This is a genomic window from Ruminococcus flavefaciens ND2009, assembly GCF_000621785.1.
Lineage (GTDB): Bacteria > Bacillota > Clostridia > Oscillospirales > Ruminococcaceae > Ruminococcus > Ruminococcus flavefaciens_C.
The window spans coordinates 312257-339109 of the sequence record NZ_JHXI01000007.1; the positions used below are offsets into that span (position 1 = coordinate 312257).

A 26853-nucleotide genomic window follows, 5' to 3' on the forward strand; every position below is an offset into this window, starting at 1 on the left:
GTCATTATGAAATTCAGGAGATTTCTCGCAGCGGCTCTCGCCGCAGCTATCGCATTCCCTGCTGCCGTCAGCGGCGGAGCTCCCGTCACTGTCACCGACGCAGCGAGCATACCTGCCGTTACATTCACCAACTTCGACAGCCGTATCAATGGCGGAGAACCTATCCGCGGCGTGGATATCTCCTCCGTGATCTCCCTGGAGGAAGCGGGCATGAAGTTCTATGACGACAACGGCAATGAGGCTGACATTTTCAAGGTCCTTGCCGACCACGGCGTCAATTATATCCGCGTAAGGATATGGAACGAGCCCCACGATGACAACGGCAACAGCTACGGCGGCGGTCACTCAGACCTGGAAACTGCCGCCAAGATAGGCAAACGGGCTGCGGACAACGGCATGAAGCTCCTTGCGGATATACAGTACTCCGATTTCTGGGCGGACCCCGCCAAGCAGACCCGTCCCAAGTACTGGCAGCCCCACTCCCACGAAAAGCTAAAGAGCGAAATATACAACTGGACCTCCTGGGTGGTGAAGTACCTCACCGAAAACGGCAGCGACATCGGCATGGTGCAGGTGGGCAACGAGACCGAGTGCTTCTTCTGCGGTGAAAAGGATATGTACAAGATATGCGACCTTTTCTCCAGCGGCGAGAAGGCGGTCCGAGACTTCGACAGGAATATCCTCATCGCCCACCACTTCGCTAATCCCGGCAGCGGTCACTTCGCCTGGTACGCCAAGGTCATGAATGAGTGCAAGCTGGACTACGATGTGTTCGCCACCTCCTACTACTCCTACTGGCACGGCTCCACCGAGAACCTGACCAAGGTGCTGACGGACATCGGCAATACCTACAACAAGTATGTCATGGTGGCTGAGACCGCCTACCCCTACACCGATATGGACGGCGACCATTTCGGCAACAGTGTCACCTCCAACCACGAGGGCTGCGATATGCGCTATCCCGTCTCCGTGGACGGTCAGGTAAAAGCCGTCACCGACGTTTTTCAGGCAGTTGCCAACTGCAACGGTCACGGCATAGGCGTTTTCTACTGGGAGCCTGCATGGCTGGGCATTCCCGATCTCTCCTGGAACGAACAGAAAAACAACTGGGAGAAGCACGGCACAGGCTGGGCTACGGACTACGCCAAAGGCTATGACAAGGACGTTGACGGCACAGGTGGCTCCTCCTTTGACAATCAGGCGCTTTTCGACTTTCACGGCAAGCCTCTGGAGTCCCTTGACCTATTCCTGAACATCTTCCCTCAGCAGCCAAAGGAGACCACAACAACAACAACAACAACTACTACTACTACCACTACATCTACTACCACAACTACCGTTCCCATGGTGGCTGATGAGACCGTTATTGGTGATCTTAACCACGATGATGTTATTGATATTTTCGATGTTGCCGCACTGAGGAAGCTGCTTCTGACGGGAAACAACACTCCCACTCCCGACAGCAGGATAGACCTCAACCTCGACGGATACCTGAACGTTGCCGACCTTGTGAAGCTCCAGCGCTATGTTCTGGGCTATTCCGACAGTTCCCTTACAAAGGTGTTCTTCGTAAGGGGGCAAGATCATCAAGAAAAGACTATCAGACAGAATTAAAGTATAAAGCTCCCCGAGGCAATCGCTTCGGGGAGCTTTTTCTGAGTGTTTATTCAGACACTGAGATAAATCAGAATTTAACACCTGCGGTGTTAAATTCTGAGTGAGTAGAGAGTAGTAAGTAGAGAGTAGTATTATTCAGTGTATCGGCTTCTACTCACTACTTTCTACTTACTACTTACTCAAATCATAATTTTGCTCCGCAAAATTATGATTTATACTATTTCAAGAGAGCGTTTTTATCCGAGTATTATATCCGCAATATCGGAGGGCTTCTCAGCTATGAAATCCGCACCTGCCGCTTCCAGCTCGGCGCGTCCGCGGAAGCCCCAGGCACAGCCTATGCTCTCTATGCAGGCATTCTTCGCGGTCTGAATATCAACATTGCTGTCACCTATCATGAACACGCGGTTCTCCTCATCGGGGAGAGCTGCGAATATCTCCACGAGTATGGCAGTATCAGGCTTTGCAGGTCTCTCGTCATTGCCGCCCAGTATACGGACAAAATCAAACTCGGGCAGCAACTCCATAACTACCTCAACAGCCACCTTCTCGGGCTTGTTGGTAGCTACCGCAAGGGTAACACCGCTGTCACGGAGCCTTGCAAGAGTATCCCTTATGCCGTCATAGAGGTCTGTCTTGTCCAGATAGTGGGCGCCGTAGTACTCGCTGAACAGCCCGTGGAGCTCCTCCAGCCTGTCCTTGCTGTCCTCGGGAAGCGCTCTGTAACACAGCTTCCTTGCGCCGTTTCCCACCATCTGCTTATAAGCAGCATAGTCATGGGTGGGAAATCCCAGCTTTTCCAGTCCGTAGTTCACAGCGTCACCAAGGTCGGCTATGGTATCGGCAAGTGTGCCGTCAAGATCAAAAATTGCTGTTATCATTGCTCCTCCTCATTCACCCATGAGCTTTCTTATCTCGTCGGGAGTAAAAACGTACTCCTTGCCGCAGAAATGGCAGCTCACCGCTGTGTCCTTGCCCTCATCGGCTATGGACTTCAGCTCGTCCTTTCCTATGCTTATGAGGACTCTCTCTGTACGCTCGCGGCTGCAATCGCACTTGTATACGGGAGCAGCTGTGTCCAGCACATTTGGCTCCAGACCGTCAAGGAGCATATTCGCTATCTCCTCGGGAGTTATGCCCTCGTCCAGCATTGCCGAAACGGGACGTATCTTCGCCACATTCTTCTCGATAATGTCTATGCACTTCTCGTCCGCAAAGGGAAGGAGCTGCACAAGGAAGCCTCCTGCGGACTTCACCGTAAGGTCGGGATTTACAAGGACGCCGAGACTGCACACCGTGGGTATCTGCTCACTGGTGGCATAGTAGCTTGCGATGTCCTCGGCTATCTCTCCCGAAACGAGAGGGATAACGCCCACATAGGGCTCCTTCAGTCCCATGTCCTTCACAACGGAGAGTGTGCCGTCGGTGCCCACTGCGCCGCCTACGTCAAGCTTGCCCTGTGCATTGAGCGGTATCTCAACCACAGGATTGTTGACGCAGCTCTTTACGTTTCCGCGGCTGTCGGCAACTGCCACAAGCTGTCCTGCGGGACCGCCGCCGTCAACTCTCAGCGTGATGCTGTCCTCATCGCCCTTGAGCATATAGCCCATAAGGGAGGCGGCAATGCTGAGCCTTCCCAGTCCTGCCGTGATAACGGCTGAGGTCTTGTGAATTCGCTCTATCTCCGAAACAATGTCCTTTGCGTCAAGAACCTCTGCAAACGCGGAGCCGTCCGCAGATATAGCTCTGTATAAATTTCCCATACTATTTATCCTTTCAATATTTCTGACCGCTCCTGATACATCTTGCGGCATAGACTATCCGCTGTGAGTCCGCCTTCGGGGGCTCAAGAGTATCGTCGCCGTACTTTCCCAGCACCTCAAAGCCGCATTCCCTCAGCAGTCTCTCTATGTCCTCCTCGCTGTAAGCCTTTTCCGAAAAGCTGTCGGAGCTTCGGGAATAAAGCCCGTTCTCCTCACGCTCGAAGAACTCCAGCGCCATTCTGACCTCCAGGGTGTCGGGGTCAAGAGTGTTCTCCCAGACGCAGTACACGTTCTCGGTCTCGTAGGTGAAGGTATTGTTGGCGAGGACCTCCCTGTGCTTGTAGGGAGTGTTCACATCAAAGATGAACAGTCCCTCCTGCTCGGAGAAGAATGCCACGTTCTCGAAAACCTTCCTGACATCGTCAATTGAGGCGAGGTGGTTTATGCTGTCAAGGGCGCAGACGGTGATGTCCACCGTGCCGAACATATCCAGCTTTCGCATATCCTGACAGAGGTACTGTATATCAAGTCCGCTGTCGAACTTCTTATCGAGGGCTATGCCCAGCATCTCGTCGGAGTTGTCCACGCCGATAACGTCGTATCCAAGCCCTGCCATGACCTCAGAGATACTTCCCGTACCGCAGGCAAGGTCAAGGAGGATATTCTCCTTTGTGGTCTTGAAGCGCTGAATGATACTGTGGAAGTACTCCCCACGCTTTTTGTAGTCTATATTTGCAGTGAGCTCGTCATAATAACGTGCAAACGCGCTGTATCCGCTCATAATAATATCTCCCGAATAGTAGTTATAGCTCCGAAGCCTCAGTATGAGCCCGTAGGCAGCGAGACGTCCTTAACGTAGCTCTCATTGCCCTGGGCATCATACTCATAAAGCTCATACATTCCCTTCTTCTTTATACGATGCCTTCTCTGGGTGAGCTTCAGGCTTCCGTCAGCCCAGACAAGTATGTACTGGTCACTCTCTCCATTCTCAGATGAGGAATAGTCAAAGTAAGTGATCTCCTTTGTGTCCTCTATGGTAAAGAGCTGGTATCCGCTGAATCTGTTCAGCTCCTCCCATGGCGTATAGCTGCCGCTTGCGGTATCGTAGCGGTAATAGAGCACGTTCAGACCGCTTCCGTCTCTCGATGTATCGGTATATATGGCAAGGTCGCTGTGGCCGTCAAAGTCGAAGTCGTACTCAGAGAAAAGTAAGCTCTCAGGAACAGGCGCAGGACAGCCGTTGTTTATCGTATAGCTTGCCTGATACTCGCCTGAAAGTATCTTTCCGCACATTTCGGGCAGTCCGCTTACCTCTATGCTCTGGAGCAGCTCTGCCCCCTTCATATAGTCAACGGAGCTGTCAGTCACGCGGAAATACTCAATATCCTTTTCCGTTTTTTTCAATTCACCTGTCTGACCGTTAAGAAGCTGCCTTTCGGTAAGTACCTTCCGCAATTCATCGTCAAATTCATAGTTGTACACGAAGGGACCGTCATCAAAGGTGTAATAGCTTATGCTCATACTTATGGGAACAAGCTTGTCTTCCTGCCATCTGAATACGGTACTGCCTTCGTTTGAATCGCTTATCTGTACCACAGTGACTGCATTTTCACTGCTGTCCGTTTCGCAGGTGACGCTGCAGCCCCTGTTTTTATCAAAAGCAAAGGCAATGGGAAGGTCTTCCCCTGCACTGACGAATTTCTCAGACTCATGGTCGTATACCCAGCAATCAGCCCTGAAGCAGTCCAGACAGACAAAAATATCCTCATAGCCGTCAGAATTAATATCTGCAAACAGTACCTGTTCACTCTCACTGAGAGGAGTATCGAACTTCATACTGCCTGCGGACTTTCCGTTGACGAGCATAGTGGCGCCGTTTTTGTCCGCCGAGAGCTTATAGTCCTCTGCGCTCACCTCAGCGGCAGTGGTTTCAACAGCCTCTGTGGCAGGCTCCGTAACACTCACAGACGAGTCATTGTTATCTGAACAGCCTGCAAGCAGCAGCCCGCCTGCAAGCAGCAATAATAGCTTTTCCGATCTCATAGCAAAACCTTTCTTATGTTTATCAGCAGTCATCCTTTATGTATTTGCCTGTACGGACATAATGCTCATTTCCGTCCTCGTCATATTCGTATATATCGCAGTCATTGCCGACACCGTGATAAAATTGCCGCTCTTTCAGACGAAGCCTGCCCTTGTCCCATATGAAGATATAGCAGTTGTGGTCCTCATCAAGTGAATGCTTCTCATAATACCGGATAGTCTGTGCCTCGGGATTGGCGCCGATATAACAGCCAAAGGCATTGAGCTCCTGCCACTCCGTATACCTGTCCTTTTCGGCGTCATAGCGGTAATAAACATATTTATCACTGCCCCCTGCAAGCACAGAATCCGTCTGTATCTGCAAGTCGTTATAGCCGTCGAAATCATAGTCATCTTCGATGAGGAGCACATCTGCGCTGTCATCGAAGTTGAGAGAACTGTACGGAAGAAAGTCAGCCTTTCCGTTCTGCTTTATCCGCTCATAGAGCTGCGGAAGCCCCGACACATCAATGGACTGTATCAGCTCCCGTCCCTTCATGTAGTCCACGGAGTTTTCAGCGGCGCGGAGGTAAGGCGGATCGGTCTCAGTTTTGAAGCAGGCATCTGTCTCAGGGTTGATGTACTTTCTCTCGACAAGGACTTTCCTGCCGTTTTCGTCAGATTCATAGCAGTCTTTCAGCTTCTTCTCTGTACGGGAGCGATCATAGTATTCCACTGTCAGCTCCAGAGGCGAAAGCTTATCGTCCTGCCACTTATAGCGGTATTCCAATGTCTGCCAGCTTCCACGAACTGTCGCAGACAGCGTCTTGGAAGTACTTGCAGGAGTCATATGGTACGTCTTTCCATCGAAAAGCGCAAAGGCATCGGACTTTGTGAATTCCTTGTTCTCGGGGTCATACAGCCAGTAGGTGCCTGTTTCAAGGCTGTCATACACGAAAATATCCTCATAGCCGTCGAAGTTCACGTCCTCGGTCACAACATCATCTGTTCCGTATTCGAGAGGTGCGTCCAGCTGGATAGTTCCAACCTTGCTTCCTCCGCGGAGCACGGTCAGCGTAGTGCCCGAAAGCCCCACGGTGAACTTCACCTTCTTCTCCTTATTTCTCGGAGGAGTATAAATCGTGACTATGGGCTTTGTTGTGTCAGGCTCAGTGATGGTAGTCTCGGCAGCGGTGGTTTCTTCGGCAGGAGCACTGCTGAGAGATGTCCTGCTCTCCGAGCAGCCCATAAGCAGTGCGGCAGTCAATATTGGTACGATGTAACAGTTCTTCATAATGAGTCTGTTCCCTTCACGCTGCTGTAACAAGGGGCTGCACCGTTTTCGGCACAGCCCCCTTGGTTTATCTGCTGAGTAATAAGCAGCCGCTGTTATATCAGTCTTCCTGGGGCTGCTCTGTGGTATCCTCGCCTACGAGGTTGCCCTGACTGTCTCTTGTCTCCTGAGAAACTATCTCATAGCCGTTCTCGGCGTAAACGATGGTGTCGATAAGCTCGCCGTCGTTGTACTGCTTGACAACTCTTCTGAGCACAAGAAGTCCGTTATCTCCCCATTCAAAGGTCTTTGCCTCATAGTTAAGGGTATCCTTCTTATCGTAGAAGGTAAGGGAATTCTCTGTGGAGTTCACCATTACCTCAAACCTCTGGGTATTGAGCTCTTCCCACTTGGTATATGTGCCCTTTGTGGGATCATAGCGGTAGTACTTTCCTGTCTTGTTGAGATCGTCCTGCCTCTCGATGATGAAGAGGTCGGGATAGCCGTCAAAGTCAAAGTCATTCTGCCTTACGATGAAGTCATTTATGGTCTTTGAAGAGTCATTGGCTAAAGCGTTCCTGATCTCAGACAGATCCAGGTCCTTCAGCACCTGGAAAGCGTGAGGATCGCCGTTTCTTGAAACGTCTATCTCGTTTGAGCTCTCATTGAATGCAAATGAGATAGAGCTGTAGTCCTTGGGGTCGAATGTAGGTGCCTGTGTTGTGGGCTGTACTGTAGTTGTGGTAGTCCTCTGAGCTGTGGGAACATGTCTGGTAGTACCGTGGTTACCGCCGCTGCTGGTTCTGCCGCCTCCCGAAGCTCTTGTTGCAGGCTGTATTGAAGAGTTTTTAGATTTTGTGGTAGTTGTTCCCGATACCTTATCTCCTGCGGTCTTGGTGGTAGTTGTGCCGCTCTTTGAATTGAGCTTGTCAGTAGTCACCTCAGTCTCGGTAGTAGTGCGGTCACGGGTGGTGCCCTCAACAGTTCCCGAAACGATATTTATGCGGCTCTCCATGCCCGAAGCATCGCTTACCTTACCGCAGCCTGAAAGAAGTGCCAGAAGGATAACGGGAAGAATACACTTTTTCATATTGTCACCTCATAAAACCTTTCTTTTTCTCTATAAAAGAAGCTTTGCACAGCCGCCCACTGCGGCAATGCTTAAAGGGGCGGAGGTCCGCCCCCTGTGCATATTACTTGTTAGCCATATCCTTTGCCTTGCAGCATTTTTTGTACTTCTTGCCGCTTCCGCAGGGACAGGGATCGTTATCGCCGATCTTCTTTGCGCGTACAGGCTCGTCTGAGAAGCTGCCGTCGCCTGCTCCTGCATTGGGAGCATCGGGCTGAGCTACCTGCTCACGCTCGGGAGCCTCGTTCTTCTGGAGCTTTACGGTAAGGAGCATACGGATAGTATCCTCACGGATAGACTCTACCATAGCGTCGAACATCTCGAAGCCCTCGTAACGATACTCGATAACGGGGTTCTTCTGACCGTAGGAGCGGAGTCCGATACCCTTCTTCAGCTCCTCCATATCGTCGATATGAGCCATCCACTTGGTATCAACTACCTTCAGCAGGATAACTCTCTCGAGCTCACGCATAACATCCGAACCGTACTCAGCTTCCTTTGCCTCGAATATCTCTCCTGCCTTGGTGCTGAGAGTATTTACAATGTCCTCCTTGGAAACGTCGCCCAGATCGTCCTCATCGTAGTCAAGGTCATCGGGACCGATGAGCCAGCCCATGAAGTGCTCTCTGAGACCCACAAGGTTCCAGTCGTCCTTGACCTCATCGTCAACGAGATAGCTGTCAACTGTAGACTGGATAAGATCCTCTGACATCTTGAGGATGCTCTCGTGGAGGTCCTCGCCGTCCAGCACCTGAGATCTCTGCTTGTAGATGATCTCACGCTGTGTATTCATAACGTCGTCGTAGTTGAGGACGTTCTTTCTTATGCTGAAGTTCTGACCCTCGACCTTCTTCTGTGAAGACTCGATGATCTTTGTGAGCATCTTGCTCTCGATAGGTGTATTCTCGTCAACATTGAGGGTCTTCATAAGGTTCTCGAGACGGTCACCTGCGAAGATACGCATGAGGTTATCCTCGACCGAGAGGAAGAAGCAGCTCTCGCCCTCGTCACCCTGACGTCCGGAACGTCCGCGGAGCTGGTTGTCGATACGGCGTGACTCATGACGCTCTGTACCGAGGATATAGAGACCGCCTGCCTCCTTAACGGCAACAGCCTTCTCCTTTACCTCTGCATTGAACTTGTCGTAGAGCTCGCGGTAGAGCTTTCTTGCTGCCAGGATCTCCTCGTCATCTGTATCAGCGAAGCCGATAGCCTCGGTGATGATCTCCTCGGGGATCTCGCGCTTTCTCAGCTCGGCTCTTGCCAGGAACTCGGCGTTACCGCCCAGCATGATGTCGGTACCACGTCCTGCCATGTTGGTAGCGATGGTAACGGCGCCGTACTTACCTGCCTGAGCAACGATCTCGGCTTCCTTAGCGTGGTGCTTAGCGTTGAGCACCTCATGCTTGATGCCCTTTCTCTTGAGCATAGCGGAAAGGAGCTCTGACTTCTCGATGGAAACTGTACCAACGAGGATAGGCTGTCCTTTCTCGTGGCACTCTATGATCTTATCGATGATAGCAGCGTACTTGCCCTTTTCTGTAGTATAGACCTGATCGTTGTGGTCTATACGGATAACGGGCTTGTTTGTGGGAACTGCGATAACATCGAGTTTGTAGATCTCCTTGAACTCGTCTTCCTCTGTCATAGCAGTACCTGTCATACCTGACAGCTTTGTGTAGAGACGGAAGAAGTTCTGGAAGGTGATGGTAGCGAGGGTCTTTGACTCGCTCTTGATCTTAACGCCTTCCTTAGCCTCGATAGCCTGGTGGAGACCGTCATTGAAACGACGTCCCATCATGAGACGGCCTGTGAATTCGTCAACGATGATGATCTCGCCGTCCTTGACAACGTAGTCAATATCGTTCTTCATTACGCCGTTAGCCTTGATAGCCTGATTTATGTGGTGGAGCAGTGTCATGTTCTCGGAGTCCATAAGGTTCTCGACTCTGAATGCCTGCTCAGCCTTCTTGACACCGCGCTGTGTGATAGTAGCGGTCTTAGCCTTTTCGTCGATGATGTAGTCAGCGTCCTCGTTGAGAGCGTCCTGATCCTGCTTGTCGTCCATTTCAACTACTGTTGTGGCAGTAAGTGTCTTGGCGAAGCGGTCAACGATAGCGTACAGGTCTGTGGACTTGTCGCCGCGTCCCGAAATAATAAGAGGAGTACGAGCCTCATCGATGAGGATGGAGTCCACCTCGTCCACGATAGCGAAGTTGGGGGCACGCTGAACGCGCTCTTCCTTATGAGTTACCATGTTGTCACGGAGGTAATCGAAGCCCAGCTCGTTGTTTGTAGCGTAGGTTACGTCGCAGTTATAAGCTGCACGGCGCTGGTCGTTGTTGAGACCGTGGAGGATACATCCAACGGTAAGCCCCAGCCAGCGGAGCACCTTGCCCATTTCCTCAGCCTGAGTCTTTGCAAGGTAATCATTAACGGTAACGACGTGAACGCCAAGACCTGAAAGTGCATTGAGGTATGAAGCTACGCAGGCAACGAGAGTTTTACCTTCACCGGTCTTCATCTCGGCGATACGTCCCTGGTGAAGAACGATAGCACCGATTATCTGAACGGGATAGGGCTTTTTCTCAAGGACACGCCAGGCTGCTTCCCTTACGGTAGCAAGAGCCTCGGGGAGAATATCGTCGAGGGTCTCGCCGTCCTCCAGTCTCTCCTTGAATTCAGCGGTCTTAGCCTTCAGCTCTGCGTCTGAGAGCTCGCTGTATTCCTCGTCCAGTTCAAGTACTTTATTCTTAATAGGCTCTATGCGCTTCAGCTCGCGGTTCGAGTAAGCGTTAGGACCGAAAATGTTTTTGAATAAACCCATTTTGTTTTCCGCCTTTACATTATAATAGTGTAGGTCTGATACATTGTATAAATACACATAATATATTGTACATCAAACGACATAGTTTGTCAATACCCATAATGAGAAATAGCGGACAAAGTCCGCTGTTTCGTCAATAATGTCATTTTTAAGCACACTGCGGTGCAGGTTTGTTGATTATTCAGCCAATGGGCACATATCCCGCCTGCTCCACAAGAGACTGCCCCTCATCGGACAGGAGCCAGTCAATGAGCACAGGCACCTGCTCATTGTCGTTGTCTTTGCGGTATACCGCGTAAAAGCTGCTTGCCAGCGGGTAGGAACCGTCAGCGATATGCTCTCTGTCGGGATATGCTCCGTCCAGCGCCAGGAGCTTCACGCCGCTGTCCGTCATGTTCTCGGCGTAATATCTGAAGGAATAGCCTATGGACCTGCCGAATACGCCGAGAGGGCTCTGCTTCTGCTTCCGTCCTGCCATGAATTTGTCCATGGTGGTCTGACTGCCGCTGCCCTTATTCCGGGAAAGCGCCTCTATAGGCAGATGCTCGCCGCCCACCTCCGACCAGCTCTTTATCTCGCCCGAGAATATATCCCTGACCTGCTCCGAGGTGAGACCGTCCACGGGGTTGCGCTCATTTACGATAAAAACGAATGCCTCCCTGCCTATGGGCACCATTTCCAGCTCCGCGCCCTTTTCTTCGGCATAGGCAAGCTGTTCGTCGCTTGGCTTTGCACAGAATATCACGTCCGCGTCGCCGTCCGCCACAGCCTTGTAGGCGCCTATGGTGTTGGTGTAGTGGAGGGCGCTGTCCGCGGTGAACTCACCGTTCTCGAAATGAACGCAGTCCTCGGGATAGACCGAGTTCACCACTCCCGAGAAAACGGGATATAGAGCCGCCGCACCGTCCAGCACGGGAAGGTCTCCCGAGAGCCTCAGCTCCGTGTCCGCCTTTACCGCCTCAGAGCCCTCCTCAAAGGGCATATAGCGGTGAAGCTCCACGGAATAGCGCTTCATCTCCTCGCTGGAGGTGTCAATACAGCGCTTTGTGAAGAAACCGTATATCCCCAGGTCAAAGCCTGCGAAAGCGCCTATAAGCAGAGCTATCGCGCCTATTTTCTTAGCTGTACCCACGGTCTCACCTCCCGTTTGCCACATAGGAGACTATGGAGCAGACACCGTGAAGGTGAACGGTATACCACATAAGTCCTCCCGTCACGAGAATGCCCAGAGCTGTTATGACTGCGATGATACGCCCAAATGTCTTGTCACTCATGCCCGTCACCTCACATATGGTTCAGCGACGAAGTCAGCAGCACCATGAAGCCTATTATCAGCGTTATGAGCAGTCCCAGCAGCACCGCCGAAATGATAAAAGCGGTCTTTCTGCCTCTGTACTTCGGGTGATCTTTCGGTGTCCTGCAAAAGTTCACAAGAGAGACGATAAAAAATATGAGCAGTCCGACAGGTATGCCGATAACGAGCAGAATTGCGATAAGTTCACTTATAATATAATCCATGTCATTCATTATATTCTCTCCTTTCACAGTCGGTTTGCGGTTCTATTCAAACTGCTCCAGAATAATGAGCAGCATGAGTAATCCCAGTATAATACCGCCTGACCATATCACTAACTTCAACTTTAACCAAGAGTTCACCACGGAGCCGCGCTCGCTTCTGTAAGCTGCCATTGCCCTCGGGTTCGGTCCGGAGGAGTAAAACTCCCTCAGCAGACAGAACTTTCCGGGATCGTCGGGGTCTACCACCACATCTACCTCTTCATTTGCTTCGACTATGGCATTTATATCCGCCTCGCTTATGGTGAAGCCGCGGTCCAGAACGCCGCAGACCTCCCTGCCGTCGATGGTATATTTCAGCGTGAGACCGATACCGCCCTCGGCGTAATGCCAGACCTCGGGATCCCTGCCCACTCGTCTGTGTCCGCGGTTTTTGTATTTGTTTACGTCAGAATACGTCTGTGTTACCTTGGCAGTGCCCTTTGTCGTCCTGAAAATGAATTGTACCGCCAAAACGAAAATCACTGCGCCAAAAATCAGAGCTACTATTTCCATGACCGACCTCCCTTTTGTAATATGCCTATATTATAGCACCCCAAGCTGCACAAATCAAGAGATAACGATAAATTCAGCCCATTCTGCCTGTTCCGGTACAGCAGGAACCTATCTTGTTCAAAAATTCCCATTTTATAAGTATCCAGACAATAATGCACATACCTGCCATGCCAATGAAAGCCCATATTTTATTCCGGAATGAAGACGGTATTTCAAAACGCTCGCTGATATATGCAAGTATTATCCAGAGCAGTACTATAGCTGCGGTAATTATCAGACTTATCAGCATATACATCGCCTCCGTATCATGTTTACAGCTTTATAATAACACTATCATGCCGCAAAATGAAGATGTATTCTGTCACTTTCGCGGTGACATTTGTCATTTCCTGTTGCAAAGGGGCTCCGACTTGTGCTATACTGTAAATGGTGATGAATATGCTTATGATCTCCATTAAGGACATGGACAAAAAGGAGCTCCACACCCACGCTCACAGGCTCCTCAGGGAGTGCCTGAGACCTCTGGGTATAGACTACGGCGAGGACACTCCTGTGATAAAAGGAAAAATGGGCAAGCCCTCTCTTGCGGACCGCCCAGATATACACTATAATCTCTCCCACGCAGACGGTATCGCCGCCTGTCTGGTGTCGGTGAGGGAATGCGGCATAGACTGCGAGAAAGTCAGGGAGCACCGTCCCAACGTCATGAGACGTGCCTTCTCGGAAAGTGAGCGGCAGCTGGTAGAGAGCGCTCCTCCGGAGGAACGGGACCTGATGTTCTTCCGCCTGTGGACTCTCAAGGAAGCCTACGTCAAGGCTATCGGCATAGGTATTTCCTATCCCCTGAACGAGGCGGAGTTCTCCTTCCGCGGCGGAGAGATAGTCACAGAGCTGAAGGACTGCCGTTTCAGACAGTACATAATAGGCGGCAGAAAATATGTTGTATCGGTCTGTGAGCTGCTGAAAGAAGCACAATAGGGGAAGTTTATATATATCCTTCCTTTCTGTTGAAAACGCACTCTATCAACGGCTTTTGCTGTGCAATATCCATAAAATCAGCAATGAAATTCGGTCAAATCGGGAAAATTTCTCGTTTCCCCTTGCGTAGCCGCTGATTTTAGAGTATAATATAATGTACAAGCTTCTTCCACCAGAAGTATTCCAACAGCGGGAGGCTGATAATATGTTCGATAAAACAATGACGTTCTCCGTCAACGAGGACAGAGAGGCGGAGCTTAAGAAAAATCTCACGATAATCTACGACGCTCTCACTCAGAAGGGATACAACCCCGTCAATCAGATAGTAGGCTACATCCTCTCGGAGGATCCTACATACATCACAACATACAACAATGCAAGAAACCTTATCCGTCACATTGACCGTGACGAGCTTTTACAGGTGCTTGTAAGGAGTTATCTCAACGCATAAAAATTATGCCCCCGGTGCTGTAAACACTCGGGGGCATTGTGTTTTATTCGGGCGTAGGATAAATCATAATTTTGCGGAGCAAAATTATGATTTGAGTAAGTAGTAAGTAGAAAGTAGTGAGTAGAAGCCGATACACTGAATAATACTACTCTCTACTTACTACTCGCTACTCACTCAGAATTTAACACCTGCGGTGTTAAATTCTGATTTATCACAGCAGATGAATGAAAAAACAGGCTCTTGCATTGCAAAAGCCTGTTTTGTTTATTCCTTTTCGGGTCTGAACCAGATGTTCAGATCAACGTCTCCCTCAATTCCGGGAACGTGTCCTGCGTTTGTGTACTGCCATATCTTGAAATCATAGTAGTAGGACGGACTGTCGCTGTATTCAGCCAGCCAGAAGTCATAGTCCTTGATACGGGGCAGGTCAAGCTTGTGCATTGCCGTGCCTGTGTTCTGATAGACCATGGGTGTGTAGCCCGAGTCCTTTACCCTCTCGCAGAAAGCCACACAGCAGTCCGCCAGAGCCTCAACACTTACGTTGTCTGTACGGGCGCTGTCGGTATGTACTATCTCCCAGTCGTACACGACAGGAAGGCTTATATCGTAAGGCGCAAGAGCATCTATCATGGCGTCGGCTTCCTCAACAGCCTCATCGGCGCTGGTAGCCTGCGAGTAGAAATACGCGCCCACATTTATGCCTGCCTTCTGTGCGCCCTCGATATTGCGCTGGAACTGATTATCATAAGTGATTATGCCGTCGCCGTATGTTCGGTAGCCCACACGGATAAATGCAAAGTCAATATCAGCCTGCTTTACCTGCTCCCAGTCTATCTCGCCCTGGAACTCCGAAACGTCAACGCCTGTGGTGGAGATAACATTGCCGCCCTCCTCATAGTAGGCGTAGCCGTTCCTCATTTTAAGACCGCTGAGGTCGAGGTCGCTTGCAGGAACATCACCGTAAATGGGAACGAATATCTCTCCGTATGTACTGTCATTCATCAGAAGCTTCTTGCCGTCAAGCTGATAGAATGACTCCTCTTTTTCGATGACTGCCCTTCTGCGGACCTGGGGCTTGTTGGAAGCATTTGCGGGTACTGCGTCCTTCCTGCCCTTTATGAAGCCCACCCAGATGAGTCCGAGAGCAAGAAAAAGTATGATGATAGCTTCAAGTATAGCTATACTTTTAAAACGTATGCGTTTTCTGTTGTCTGCCATTATTTCCTCCATTGGTAGTATTTTTTATCTGTAAGTATATAATACCACATAATTCGCTCTTTGTAAACATTATTTTCGCATAAGATAATAACACTTCCGTCACTTTGGCAGAGTTTTCACAGAATTTTCAGATAAAGGTATTGACAAGCACGATAAAATAGTGTAAAATTAAATTGAACTCAATCAATAAACCCTTTTGCTTTAAAGAAACGGAGGATATTATGGATTACACTTACAAGACAAGCATGGTATGTTCACAGGAAATAAGCTTTCATATCGAGGGCAATGTTATCACCAACATCTCCTTCTACGGAGGCTGCAACGGCAACCTCAAGGCTATCTCTAAGATACTTGACGGCTGGACCGTTGAACAGATAGAAGCCAAGCTCAAAGGCAATACCTGCGGCAGAAGACCTACATCCTGCGCAGACCAGCTCTGCCTGGCTGTACGCGAAGCCTACGAAAAAACAAAGACCGCATGAGGTGAAAAATGGACAAGTACGACTGCCTTAAGCTGGAAAATCAGCTCTGCTTCCCGCTCTATGCCTGCTCAAGGGAGATAATCAAGAAGTACAATCCCCTGCTGAAGTCCATTGACCTTACCTATACCCAGTATATCGCCATGATGGTGTTCTGGGAGCACAAAAAGCTCAGCGTCAAGGAAATAGGTCAGAAGCTTTTCCTGGATTCGGGCACCCTTACCCCCGTACTGAAAAGCCTGGAAGCCAAAGGGCTTGTTCACAGGTCAAGAAGTACCGAGGACGAGCGTGTGCTGCTGGTTGAGATAACCGAAAAGGGCGACAAGCTCAGGGAAAAGGCTGCGGAGGTACCTCCACAGGTGGGCAGCTGCGTGAACCTCTCTCCCGATGAAGCTATGGAGCTTTACCGCCTGCTCTACAAGATACTTGGAGCAGAATAATAACAGGAATAAGAGCGCACCTAAGTGAGGTGCTGATAGAGAAGTTTTATGCCATAGTATTTCCGGTCCAGAATCAGAAGTACTATGGCTTTTCTGTTGACAATGCAGCAAAACTTTGCAATACTCTTATAAATCATAATTTTGTGGAGCAAAATTATGATTTGAGTTTAGAGTTGAGAGTTTAGAGTTGAAAGTTGTGGAGTCGCCTGCGGCGACAATATTTAAATATTGTGAGCGAAGCGAACACATTAACTCTCAACTCTCAACTTTCAACTATCAACTTAGCGCATCGGCGTCCCACATGATTGGTATTGTAGGGGCGGCGGAGGTTCAGACCGTTGTTTACGGCTTGTTCTTGGCAAGGTGCATGGATAAGACACAGCTCAGCTTCAATGTGAAAGAAGCGATCGCCTGCATTCCGAACACCAGCCCGTTCCTGAAAAGGCTCATGGAGGAATGCTTGAGCGAGAGCAGCAAGCATTACAAGAAGATCATCGCCGCTGTACCCAGCCTCTTTCAGAGTCCCCTTTTGCTTATATGAAATTACCGGAAACCGTGGTTTTATTCACTTGATCGCGCCTGCCTTGTAAGCTTCAAGAAGCTGACGCAGATCATTGATCTTGTCTATTATCTCCTCGCCTTTGTCGGTATCGGAGATGTTCGCACGGTGCTCAAGCTTTTCCACAAGCCTGATAGTCGGAGTATTGCCGCTCTCTCCTGCCTTAAACGGCTTGTGCTCGGCAAGATTGAGACTGTGGGAATCATATATCAGCGTATATCCTGCGATACCTGTAGTAGACTGATATGCCTTTGAGATACCGCCGTCTATGACGAAAAGCTTTCCGTCAGCCTTTACAGGGCTCTCTCCGTTCTTGATCTTAACGGGAACATGACCGTTTATGATATGTCCCTTTTCAGAGTCAAGCCCGAACATATCAAGGAGCGACATACAGACCTCAGCTTTTTCCGAGAATGAATAGTAAGCGTTGTAATTTTCGGTATGGAGCGATCTATCCGCAAGGAGCCCGCGCTCGAAGAACGCCATTTTGTCCTTGCCGTATAGCGGCGACTTAGGTCCGCACCATAGATACCACATAAAATCGTTTGCGTACTCTTTTTCTTCTCCGCTGCTGAAATATGCCTGATTTACCAACTCTCCAAGCTTGTCAAGAAGCGCCTTTCCCGAGTACTTTTGACCGCATATCTTCACACTTTGCAGTTCACCGTTGCTGTCCATAGGTATACAGCCATGAAAAAGGAGATTATTGTTGCAGGTCTTATACATAGCTCCCTTTGCATATATAAAGCGAATATGCCTTTGCAGCTTTTCACTGTGTCGGAATGTGGCATTGAGCACCTTCATAAGCTCCGCTTCAGCCTCGGATAAAGTCAGCGGCGACTCAGGATCAACTGTGGGAAAGCTCTTGTCAAGAAGCTCATGCTCCCTGCCGTCTATAGTCACAGTACCTTTCCTGAAATCAGTCCTGCCAAAAAGGTCACGTTCCGACATTTCCCACTCAGGGTGCTTGGATATAAGCTGGCCCTCCAGCTTCATCTGTATAACAGTGATAGCTTTGTGCATTTTAGCCGCGAGCCTGAGGTCAACGGGATCATAGATATTGGTATCAAGGGCGTTTGGCATATAGAGCCTGCAATCGTCGTTTTCATAAGTCTCCGCAGCAAAGACCGCAAGTGCACGGAGATTGAGTCCGTAGCCGTCTTCAAGGACATCGAAATTATTGTATCTCATAGCAATGCGGATAACATTTGCAATGAGAGCATTGTTCCCTGCGACAGCACCCATCCACGATATATCGTGGTTGCCCCACTGTATATCAACATCGTGTATTTTCATGAGCTCGTCTATTATCACGTCCGCGCGGGGACCTCTGTCATAGATATCACCTATGATATGGAGCCTGTCAATGCTTACAGACTGTATCAGCTTGCACAGTGAGATGATAAAGGTCTCCGCAATGCCAGTACTGATTATTGCGCTGATTATCTCGTCATAATAGTAGTCCTTGTTTACATCATCGGTAACGTTAAGAAGCTCGTCAAGTATATACACCATATCCTCGGGGACCCTCTTCCGGATACGCGAACGTGTATACTTTGCGGAAACTATCTCGCACACAAGTATCAGGCGGTATATAGTAAGCCGCTTCCACTCATCGGAAAGCTCGCCGCTGTTTGTAAGACGGGCTATCTCCTTTTCGGGATAGTATATGAGCTCCGCAAGCTTTTCACGGTCAGCAGCGGAAACGGTTTTACCGAGAACAAGATCTATCTTTATTTTTATCATGCCCGAAGCACTTCTCAGCATATGCAGAAAAGCTTCATATTCTCCGTGAATATCACTGAAAAAATATTCGGTGCCCTTTGGGAGGCTGCGTATAGCCGAAAGATTGATTATCTCACTTGCGGCACTCTCTATAGTCGGATACTCCTTTGCAAGAAGTCTCAGGTATTTTATATCCATATCATCACTCCGTACTGAAACTGTATCTCAATTATTGAATATATCGGCATTTATATATAAAATCATATTTTCCTTAATTAATGTCTGTTTTTCCCTTACGGGCAATAGCCGTCTGACAGCGGTCATTGAAGACACATTAATTATAGTATAAAAGCGAAGCGTTATGCTATAATTGCCCGATTGCAGGGAGCAGATCTATGATCTGCGTATCCGCAAGGGCTTTTTGATAGTTTATAATGAATGCTTTGCATTCATTATAGCATAAATACTCGGAAATAGCAATGATCGTGATGAAAAACTATATAGTAAAAGAATTATGAAGCCAAAAGAGCAGTGATAGTCAGTGGGCGTTTTACTATGCAAATGTATTTAATGACATTACGGATATATACGCCGTTTTTGTTTGTAAAAGGCAAAAATACGGTCGCCTATTGTTTGACAGCCGTTTGCTTGTATGCTATAATTATCCCCAAAAGGGGCGGCACAGTTACTTTGCGGGAAAGAACGCCGATGAACTTATGTGCGCAATACCGCCCCATTACAGACGATACTTCCTTTTTCTTTTTCATTTCATATTTGTTTTTGGAAAAAAATGAAATATTATGTTACGAATGTTGTCTTTATATACAGAGGACCTCGGGAAAGGAGGCTGACCTTTTGAATGATGCATCAATTATCAAATTGCTTTTTGAAAGAAACGAAAAAGCTGTTGAAGAACTGAAACAGAGTTATGAAAAACTGTGTTTTTATATCGCGGGAAATATTCTTTCTCAGAAAGAAGACCAGGAAGAATGCGTGAATTCTGCCTACATGGAGGTATGGACCTCTATCCCTCCCAATAAGCCCGATAATCTGAAGACCTATCTTTGCAGGCTGGTGAAAAACTGCGCTCTGAACCGCTGGAAATACAATACTGCTGCAAAAAGAAATCAGAATTTTTCTGTATCTCTTGATGAGCTTTCGGAATGTATACCTGACGGAAAATGTCTCGAAGAAACAGTATCTGAAGATCAGCTGGGCGTGGCGATAAGCGAATTCCTTATGTCTCAGCCCGAAAAGTACCGAAAGGTATTCGTCAGACGTTACTGGTACTCAGATACACTGGAGGATATAGCTGCGATCTATGACATGGATCCCAGGACCGTCGCTACGTATCTTTTCAGAGTAAGAAAAAAACTAAAAGCATTTTTAAAGAAAGAAGGTTACATAGATGAGTGATCTGAAATTATACAACAGCATCAATAAGATCAACGATGCTCTCATCGAAGAAGCCGCCTGTACAGAAAAACCTGTGATACACCATTGCTATGGTATTGCAGCCTCTGCTGCCGCAGTATTTATAGCTGTCGGAGCTTTAGGACTATTTCATGCGTCCGGTTCTCTCAGAAAAACTGATCTTTCTACAAATACTCCTGTTATCGGACAAAATACCACCGAGACTGTAACTGCAACTACAACGCCTGCAATATCTGACGAGGCGATACAGACTTCTTCTGTGGAAACTGTACCTTTGACCACTCAGGTCCCGATGACTTCAGCTCAGGCTTCCGTTTCTTATTCTAAAACAAGCACGATACCTCAGAACAGCCAGAACCAAACATCAGCTTTTTCTGCCCTTGCTGTTACGCAGACAGCCTCCACGGGCAAAGAAACAGGAAAAGCAGCTGAAAGCACAATAACTACAGCTGTTTCCGCATATGACTATGAATACGAAGGGAGCATTATTATGAAAAAACATGCCGCAGCATTGGCTGCACTTATCGCCGCATCCGGTACAACAAATGCAATTCCTGCACAGGCACAGACTCAGGCATATAAGGTCGAAGTATCTCCGACTGCTTCAAGTGTAAAAAACTTCATAGATGGATACGATCCCGATCTGGACCTTAACAGCGACGGAAAATTTGATATATTCGATATATACGCCATGTTCCGCTGCGACTGGACTCCTATAGAGAATGTGCCGGATCACATAAGAGAAAAATATGAGGGTCTGACCAGAAAAAAGAAGGATGACAATGGCGAAACAGTCAATATAGGCGGATTTGATTTTTATCAGGATCCGTTCTGCCTTAACTGGCATGATCTTGCGGAATATTACTTTACATATTGCAGCATAAAGCCTGAATACTTCGATCCGAATTACTATATAGACAACTGCCCCGATACATATACCGATCGTGTGCCGCTGGATATCGTAAAGCAGAATATCGGAAATATCCGGATATGGGATGATGAAAAATTTGCAACAACCGGCTGCTATGTAAAAAACGGTGACGGATCTTTCAGACCTTTCTCAGAAGAGGATATCCACGATGCTTTTTACTATAATGAAGAGACAGGAAGGTACGAATCTGATTCTCTATTCTTTTTCAATAATATCGAATCCCCGGAAATTTATCAATTTATCTCCGAATGCAAGGATCTGGCAATGCCCGAGCTGTATCAGACCAATGCTTTACTGCTGGATATTCTGAACAGGGGATATGCTGATACGGATATAGATTCAGACGGCGTTTACGATTTCGATGATATAGTTCTTCTGGCATATTACGCAAATACATATGAAAACGATGGATCAGAAAGCGCCGATCCGCTATATTATGCTTTTAGCTCTCATCAGACCGGAAGCTATCCTGCTGAATTAAAGGGATCTTCCGATGCTCCCATCACCGAGGAGGAATGGAACAAGGCTGATGATTTCTTTGATATAGCAAGATATTACTATGAGTCAGATCGTAATACCATCAGATTCCTTGCAGAGGATTACCTGCTGAAAAACGAAGTGGATACAAAGTATTTTGATCCGGTATATTATGAAAAGCAGAACTTTGCTCACTATGAATATGATGACAACTTCCTCTATACAGTGGATCCCTATGATGAAATATTATTCGATCAGCTTGGCTTATTTGAGAGCTTTGCATTAATGTACGGTCCCGGCTCTGAAGAAAACGTGTACCCGACCGAAAACGAGGAAGAGACCGAGACCTTATATGAAGATGCCTTTAACGCAGCATTCCCCGTATACTATAAAAATGTGAAGACAGGCGTTATCCCCGGACCTGATATAGACCTTGACGGAACGATAAGCATTTCCGATTACATCATACTTGATACTATCGGTCTGTACTATGTAGGTATAGATGAGACGGACTCTTTTGCTCCGTTTATCAGACGCCATCCGGAGGTAAGAGCAGACATCAATCTTTCTCAGGAAGCGATCGATAATTACAAAAACAACTTTGACTTCAATAATAACGGCATAAGCTGTGATTATCTTGAAAGCGACTGCATGAGAATGTATATCTTCAATGAGCTCATAAAGCAGTACAGCGATGAAGACGCTTTATATGATGCAATAAATGATTACAGCGATGAACACCCCGAATTAACGTATAGCAGAATATCATATGAAAAAATGGAAGAGTTCATAAAGAAAAATGATGTTGGCTTTACTAAAGCATCAAGAGGCGTTACCGAGGACAACAGCAGCGATAATCAGGTGTATTCCGCACCCGAGAGCACAGACGGCATCAAGGGCGACACAAATGTTGACGGAAAAGTAAGTACCTCAGATGTTTTACTGATAATGCAGTCCCTTGCTAATCCTTCTAAATACGGATTAGACGGCAGTGATGAAAACCATATCACCCCCAGGGGTCACCTTCTTGCAGACGTTGACGGCAACGGCATTACAAATAACGACGCTCTGACAATACAGGAATACTTACTCGGATCAGGCAGCATTGAATAAATAATATCTGCGGTTGATCAAAAAGCGGCACGGGAATGGGTGCTGCTCTTAGCGGAACTATCGAATAACCGAGCCGAACAGGAAGAAAGCCGATATTTACAAGAAAACAGTAAATATCGGCTTTTTACTTTTATTCACTAAATACCCTGTCCTCATATCATAAACTATATCGAAAACGATATTTCCTTTAAAGGCTCAAGATTACTACAAATGAAAACCGGGATTTAACTCATGCCTGACCTGAAAAAACCTTTTATCGAATCAGCAAGTTCATCAAGATGTCCGGCAAAGCAGTGATCCGCGCCGTGTATCGGAACAAGTTCAGCATTACTGTAAAGCTCCGCAGCTTTCTCAGCATAGGAGTAAGGGACCGTCGGATCTTCATCGCCGTGAACTATAAGCACCTTACCTCTGAACCTTGAAATAGCATCTTCAACATGGATAGTCTGAGCTGTACGGATATAATCTCCCGACAGCTCCCAGCTGTCACTGACAAGCTTTTCGGGTATATGCTCAGGATCAAAGCTGTTTCCGAGCACTATTCCTTCCCTTGCATTATCGGGTATCATCCATGCAGGGGATAGCGGAAGTATAGCCCTGAAGTCATCAGCGCACATACCTCCTATGAGCATAGTGAGAAGCCCACCCTGAGAATGACCGCACAGGTAAAGATCCGTTACAAGATCCAGTCCTTTTGCGTATGCAACTACTGCAAGGGCATTGGTCACCCATTTGTAGAGAGTGTGGTCTTTGAATTCGCCGCCGCTTTTCCCGTGGCCGTACATCTCGGCGCGAAGGACCGAAATACCTGCTTCATTCATAGCTTTCTGAGCGGTAATGATATGATCCTCCTCCATATGTCCCGTGAAACCGTGTATCAGTATACAAAGCGGACCTTTTTCGGCGGCACGGTCAAGCTTGGCATGAAGGCGTATGCCGTCATTATTTATATAGAATTCTTCCATTTTTCCCTCCTCCTGCGAAACATTATCCACAAACTATAATATCAGGCTCATAACCGATCATTACGGGGGTCCTGCCTATACTTTATCGGGATGCTCTCCGGACCAGCCCTTTTCGGGCAAACAGGACAAGTACGACATATCATCCTCAGAGATCCTGAAGCCGAAAATATCGAGGTTTTCTTTCATTCTCTCCTTTGACGCAGATTTCGGGATAACGGGGATCCCCCGCTGATTGAGGTATCTGAGCAGCAATGCGGCGTTGGTGCAGCCGTATTTAGCAGCTATTCCCGATACAGCTTCGTCATTCAGCAGTTTTGCCCTGCCGAGAGGGCTCCATGCCTGGGGAAGTATCCCCTCTTTTCTGAGGTAGGAAAGTGCATACTCCTGCATATAGCCCGCGTGCAGCTCAAGCTGATCCACCATAGGACGGATACGGGCTGCCTCCAGAAGCGGTCTTATATGGTGGGGGAGGAAATTGGACAGACCTATGACTTTTACCCTTCCCTGTTCATATAATTCTTCCATTGCCTCCCATGACTGTCTGACCTTTTCAAACCATTCCTCATCATCGGCATCGCTCTTAGGCCAGTGTATAAGATACATATCAAGGTATTCGGTTTTCAGCTTGCGGCAGGACTCTTCAAACGATCTAAGTGTTTTTTCCCTGCCGAGATCTGTAAACCAGACCTTGCTGCAAAGGAATATCTCCTCTCGTCTGATACCCGATCTTTCTATTGCTTCGCCTATCTGTTCCTCATTGCCGTAAAATGACGCTGTATCTATGTAACGGTATCCGCAGTCAAGAGCATCTATGATGGTCTGAACTCCGCCTTTTTCCGTTGAAAGATATGAACCGTAGCCTACTGCGGGGATCACGGCTCCGTTAGGAAGAATGAACTCCTTTTTTGAGTCATTATATCCGACGGCGTCAAGTATACTGTCGAGGACGCGCATATTTCTGACGGAAAACTCCTCTGTGATATGGGGGACTTCATTCCCGATAATGCAACGGTTCATCTGCTCCATCTCCATACTGTAATTAGAGGCGGCAATGACCCTTTCTGTCCGTGTCACTCTTTCGCCGTCTTCGCCCTTGACAGTGACCTCAAAGGTGATCTCGCCTTCACCGTTATACTCCGCATCGGAACGGATATACCCGCAGGAACCGTGTATGAAAAGTCTGTCATATCTGTCTGAGGAATCGGTGCCGAGTATCATGCCTGCATTGAATGAAGCCCTTGTGCCGTCCTCAAAGCCAATAAGGACAGAAGCCATGTGATCCACTCCCGTACTGTCAAGCTCGGCATCAGCTTTGATATACTTAACGGGTGACTCAATAAGTGTAAGTATCATTGATGTACAGTAGCAGCCTACATCGTATATCCCGCCGCCGCCCTGTTCCTTGTGAAGTCTTATATCATCAGAATAATCCTGCGTGAGGAAAGCCGTGTCGATGTAATCTACCTTTCCTATCTCGCCGGAGGAAATTATCTCCTTCAGCCTGCTGATATACGGACTGTGGAGATATGCAAAAGCCTCCATAAGTATCACTCCGTTTTCCCTTGCAGCAGCAAACATACGGCGCAGCTCGCCTTCGTTCATAGCAGCAGGCTTCTCACATAATACGTGCTTATGCGCGTTTAAAGCCTTTATTACCCATTCGCAGTGGAGGTCATTGGGAAGCGGTATATATACAGCTTCGACCTCAGGATCGTTCAGCAGGGCGTCATAGCCCTGATACGCCTTTTCAAATCCGAAACGCTCCTTATATGCTTGTGCCTTTTCGAGACTTCTTCCGGCTATCGCATAAAGCTCACAGCCCTTTGCTTTCTGCATACCGGGGATAGTTCCCCATGACGCGATACCTGCTGTACCCATAACGCCCCATTTTACAGTTCCTGAGCTTAAAGCTCTTTTTTCTTCAGACATACGTTTTTCTCCTATAGTTTTCGTCTTCCTGACCTTATGCAGCCAAAAGCGTACATTGTTTAGAACATTATAACATAAGGAACTTTTCATGGCAATATTTGTATAACTAATATGTCAAATTGCACACAAACCGCGTGTTCTCTTTTAACAATGTGCATTAAGGAAAAACAGGCGGCTTTATGACGGATACTCATATAGAAGTTTTGCCCCTGAGTGTTACAAAGCACTCAGGGGCATTGTGAATATTTATGTTGCTAAGCTAAATCAGAATTTATCTACATCTTAACTTTCTCGAATACAATTTGAATATCTTGCTTTGCCCCTTCAAATCCAGGCCAAGCATCTATTCCATCATTTCTTTTTCTCGGAATGATATGAATATGTAAATGAGGTACTGACTGTCCAGCACTCTCATCACTCGCATTAAGCAAATTAACGCCTTCGTATCCGCAATGCTCTGTCAGATGTTTTGATACAGCTTTTACTGCTTTTATAACGGCACATAGTGTTTTTTCGTCACAATCCAAAACATTCTTGAAATGTATCTTTGGAATGACTAAAATGTGTCCGTCCACATCTTTTGCTGTATCCATAAACGCAAGGGTCTGATCATCTTCGTATACTTTCATGCAGGTGATTTCTCCTGATGCAATCTTACAAAAAACGCAATCATTCATATTATTCACACGTCCTTAAATTCCGATTTTTGTCAGTAACAATTATAGCACATCATCTCTGTACTGTCAATAGAAACGCCATAGTACTTCTGACCTTACATCAAAAATACTATGGCGTAAAACTTCTTTATGCGTACCGTACTTAAGTGCGCTCTTTTGTTCACTTCTTACGGTTTACGAAATCATTTATGCCCGAAAACAATGTGAATGCCACCTTGCCGCGGTACTCCTCCGTGTTAAGCTGCGCCGCCTCCTCGGGATTGGACATGAAGCCGCACTCCGCCATGACCGTGGGATTTTCGCTGTAATAGCAGAGGAAAAGCTCCTTGCCGCAGAGCTTTATCTCGCGGTCGTTATCGGGCTGGAGCAGCTCCCTGAACCTGCTTTGCAGCGCCCTTGCAAGGGCTTCGCTGGTGCTGTTGCTGCCGGAATAGAACATCTGGGCGCCCTTGTATTTCGGGTCGGTGAACTGGTTCTGGTGAATGGACAGGCAGACCGCGTTTCCGCTCTCGTTGAACATGGCGAGCCTGTTGTCCATATCAGAGCTCTTCTGCGCGGCAATGCCCTCCACTCCCTCGTCATGTATGGATCTGTCGGAGTCCCTTGTTACCCTGACCTCATAGCCGTTTATCTCAAGAATGTCCCTGAGCCTGAGAAGTATGTCAAGGTTTATGCCCTTTTCGGGGACTCCCTCCGCAGAGGTGCAGCCGCCGTCGATACCGCCGTGTGGCGCGTCAACTTAAACTAAGTCGTGTTTATGGCTTAAAATAGCCATT

Annotated in this window: 25 protein-coding genes and 1 pseudogene; 8 read left to right on the forward strand and 18 right to left on the reverse strand. The window is 47.9% G+C overall.

The window, feature by feature from the left end:
- Positions 1-6: 6 nt before the first annotated feature.
- The gene (locus T488_RS16675) at positions 7-1614 is read left to right on the forward strand and encodes a glycosyl hydrolase 53 family protein (RefSeq protein WP_082320398.1); all 1608 of its coding nucleotides are present in this window, start codon (positions 7-9) and stop codon (positions 1612-1614) included.
- Positions 1615-1853: 239 nt separating this feature from the next.
- Here the strand turns inward: T488_RS16675 and T488_RS0101500 are convergent, their stop codons facing one another.
- The 12 genes from T488_RS0101500 to T488_RS0101555 all read right to left on the reverse strand — a co-directional run bounded on the left by T488_RS0101500 (position 1854) and on the right by T488_RS0101555 (position 12990).
- Positions 1854-2498 carry an HAD family hydrolase gene (locus T488_RS0101500; protein ID WP_028519267.1) on the reverse strand — a complete coding sequence of 215 codons (645 nt, stop codon included), beginning with the start codon at positions 2496-2498 and terminating at the stop codon, positions 1854-1856.
- A gap of 9 nt (positions 2499-2507) precedes the next feature.
- Entirely contained in the window at positions 2508-3380 is an 873-nt protein-coding gene (hslO, locus tag T488_RS0101505; RefSeq protein WP_028519268.1) for an Hsp33 family molecular chaperone HslO, read from the reverse strand.
- Between the two features lie 13 nt (positions 3381-3393).
- The gene (locus T488_RS0101510; RefSeq protein ID WP_028519269.1) at positions 3394-4161 is read right to left on the reverse strand and encodes a class I SAM-dependent DNA methyltransferase; all 768 of its coding nucleotides are present in this window, start codon (positions 4159-4161) and stop codon (positions 3394-3396) included.
- A 38-nt stretch (positions 4162-4199) separates the two neighbouring features.
- Positions 4200-5423, reverse strand: a complete 1224-nt coding sequence (locus tag T488_RS0101515; RefSeq protein WP_155267136.1) for a hypothetical protein — start codon at positions 5421-5423, stop codon at positions 4200-4202.
- 22 nt (positions 5424-5445) lie between these two features.
- The gene (locus T488_RS0101520; protein ID WP_028519271.1) at positions 5446-6696 is read right to left on the reverse strand and encodes an XAC2610-related protein; all 1251 of its coding nucleotides are present in this window, start codon (positions 6694-6696) and stop codon (positions 5446-5448) included.
- A 100-nt stretch (positions 6697-6796) separates the two neighbouring features.
- Positions 6797-7765 carry an XAC2610-related protein gene (locus T488_RS0101525; RefSeq protein ID WP_028519272.1) on the reverse strand — a complete coding sequence of 323 codons (969 nt, stop codon included), beginning with the start codon at positions 7763-7765 and terminating at the stop codon, positions 6797-6799.
- Between the two features lie 103 nt (positions 7766-7868).
- A complete protein-coding gene (gene secA, locus T488_RS0101530) occupies positions 7869-10631 on the reverse strand; it encodes a preprotein translocase subunit SecA (RefSeq protein WP_028519273.1) in 2763 nt (920 codons plus the stop codon).
- Between the two features lie 181 nt (positions 10632-10812).
- A complete protein-coding gene (locus T488_RS0101535; protein ID WP_028519274.1) occupies positions 10813-11763 on the reverse strand; it encodes a PstS family phosphate ABC transporter substrate-binding protein in 951 nt (316 codons plus the stop codon).
- Positions 11764-11767: 4 nt separating this feature from the next.
- Positions 11768-11905: a hypothetical protein gene (locus T488_RS19495; protein ID WP_155267137.1), complete on the reverse strand. Its 138-nt coding sequence runs from the start codon at positions 11903-11905 to the stop codon at positions 11768-11770.
- Positions 11906-11915: 10 nt separating this feature from the next.
- Complete coding sequence (locus T488_RS0101545) at positions 11916-12158, reverse strand: hypothetical protein (RefSeq protein ID WP_028519275.1); 243 nt, start codon at positions 12156-12158, stop codon at positions 11916-11918.
- A 33-nt stretch (positions 12159-12191) separates the two neighbouring features.
- Positions 12192-12701 (reverse strand): DUF3592 domain-containing protein, encoded by a 510-nt coding sequence (locus tag T488_RS0101550; protein ID WP_028519276.1) that lies wholly within the window; start codon positions 12699-12701, stop codon positions 12192-12194.
- A gap of 73 nt (positions 12702-12774) precedes the next feature.
- On the reverse strand, positions 12775-12990 hold the full coding sequence (locus T488_RS0101555; protein ID WP_028519277.1) for a hypothetical protein: 216 nt from the start codon (positions 12988-12990) through the stop codon (positions 12775-12777).
- A gap of 137 nt (positions 12991-13127) precedes the next feature.
- Here T488_RS0101555 and T488_RS0101560 point away from each other — a divergent pair, with 137 nt between their 5' ends.
- Together T488_RS0101560 and T488_RS0101565 are read left to right on the forward strand one after the other, a co-directional pair.
- Positions 13128-13679 carry a 4'-phosphopantetheinyl transferase family protein gene (locus T488_RS0101560; protein WP_242838278.1) on the forward strand — a complete coding sequence of 184 codons (552 nt, stop codon included), beginning with the start codon at positions 13128-13130 and terminating at the stop codon, positions 13677-13679.
- Positions 13680-13884: 205 nt separating this feature from the next.
- Complete coding sequence (locus T488_RS0101565) at positions 13885-14130, forward strand: IreB family regulatory phosphoprotein (protein ID WP_028519279.1); 246 nt, start codon at positions 13885-13887, stop codon at positions 14128-14130.
- Between the two features lie 264 nt (positions 14131-14394).
- On the opposite strand, the gene T488_RS0101570 is transcribed toward T488_RS0101565, so the two are convergent.
- Complete coding sequence (locus tag T488_RS0101570) at positions 14395-15348, reverse strand: glycoside hydrolase family 25 protein (RefSeq protein ID WP_028519280.1); 954 nt, start codon at positions 15346-15348, stop codon at positions 14395-14397.
- Positions 15349-15569: 221 nt separating this feature from the next.
- On the opposite strand from T488_RS0101570, the gene T488_RS0101575 reads away from it, so the two are divergent.
- The 3 genes from T488_RS0101575 (at position 15570) to T488_RS0101585 (ending at position 16808) form a co-directional block, all read left to right on the forward strand.
- Complete coding sequence (locus T488_RS0101575; RefSeq protein WP_028519281.1) at positions 15570-15830, forward strand: TIGR03905 family TSCPD domain-containing protein; 261 nt, start codon at positions 15570-15572, stop codon at positions 15828-15830.
- A gap of 8 nt (positions 15831-15838) precedes the next feature.
- The gene (locus T488_RS0101580; protein WP_028519282.1) at positions 15839-16267 is read left to right on the forward strand and encodes a MarR family winged helix-turn-helix transcriptional regulator; all 429 of its coding nucleotides are present in this window, start codon (positions 15839-15841) and stop codon (positions 16265-16267) included.
- A 301-nt stretch (positions 16268-16568) separates the two neighbouring features.
- Positions 16569-16808, forward strand: coding sequence for a hypothetical protein (locus T488_RS0101585; RefSeq protein ID WP_028519283.1), 240 nt, complete (start codon positions 16569-16571; stop codon positions 16806-16808).
- Positions 16809-16832: 24 nt separating this feature from the next.
- Here T488_RS0101585 and T488_RS0101590 read toward each other — a convergent pair whose 3' ends face one another.
- Positions 16833-18749, reverse strand: a complete 1917-nt coding sequence (locus T488_RS0101590) for a fructose-bisphosphatase class III (protein WP_028519284.1) — start codon at positions 18747-18749, stop codon at positions 16833-16835.
- 657 nt (positions 18750-19406) lie between these two features.
- Here T488_RS0101590 and T488_RS0101595 point away from each other — a divergent pair.
- Positions 19407-19967 (forward strand): RNA polymerase sigma factor, encoded by a 561-nt coding sequence (locus T488_RS0101595; RefSeq protein WP_028519285.1) that lies wholly within the window; start codon positions 19407-19409, stop codon positions 19965-19967.
- The gene (locus tag T488_RS0101600) at positions 19960-22506 is read left to right on the forward strand and encodes a dockerin type I domain-containing protein (RefSeq protein ID WP_028519286.1); all 2547 of its coding nucleotides are present in this window, start codon (positions 19960-19962) and stop codon (positions 22504-22506) included. Before T488_RS0101595 ends, T488_RS0101600 begins: the two co-directional genes overlap by 8 nt.
- A 224-nt stretch (positions 22507-22730) precedes the next feature.
- Here the strand turns inward: T488_RS0101600 and T488_RS0101605 are convergent, their stop codons facing one another.
- The 4 genes and pseudogenes from T488_RS0101605 to T488_RS16685 form a co-directional block, all read right to left on the reverse strand.
- Positions 22731-23471: an alpha/beta hydrolase gene (locus tag T488_RS0101605; protein WP_028519287.1), complete on the reverse strand. Its 741-nt coding sequence runs from the start codon at positions 23469-23471 to the stop codon at positions 22731-22733.
- Positions 23472-23546: 75 nt separating this feature from the next.
- A complete protein-coding gene (locus T488_RS20050) occupies positions 23547-25400 on the reverse strand; it encodes an aldo/keto reductase (protein WP_242838279.1) in 1854 nt (617 codons plus the stop codon).
- Between the two features lie 275 nt (positions 25401-25675).
- A complete protein-coding gene (locus T488_RS0101620) occupies positions 25676-26077 on the reverse strand; it encodes an HIT domain-containing protein (RefSeq protein ID WP_028519288.1) in 402 nt (133 codons plus the stop codon).
- A gap of 160 nt (positions 26078-26237) precedes the next feature.
- Positions 26238-26804, reverse strand: a pseudogene (locus tag T488_RS16685) (N-acetylmuramoyl-L-alanine amidase); the annotation flags it as partial.
- Positions 26805-26853 lie beyond the last annotated feature (49 nt).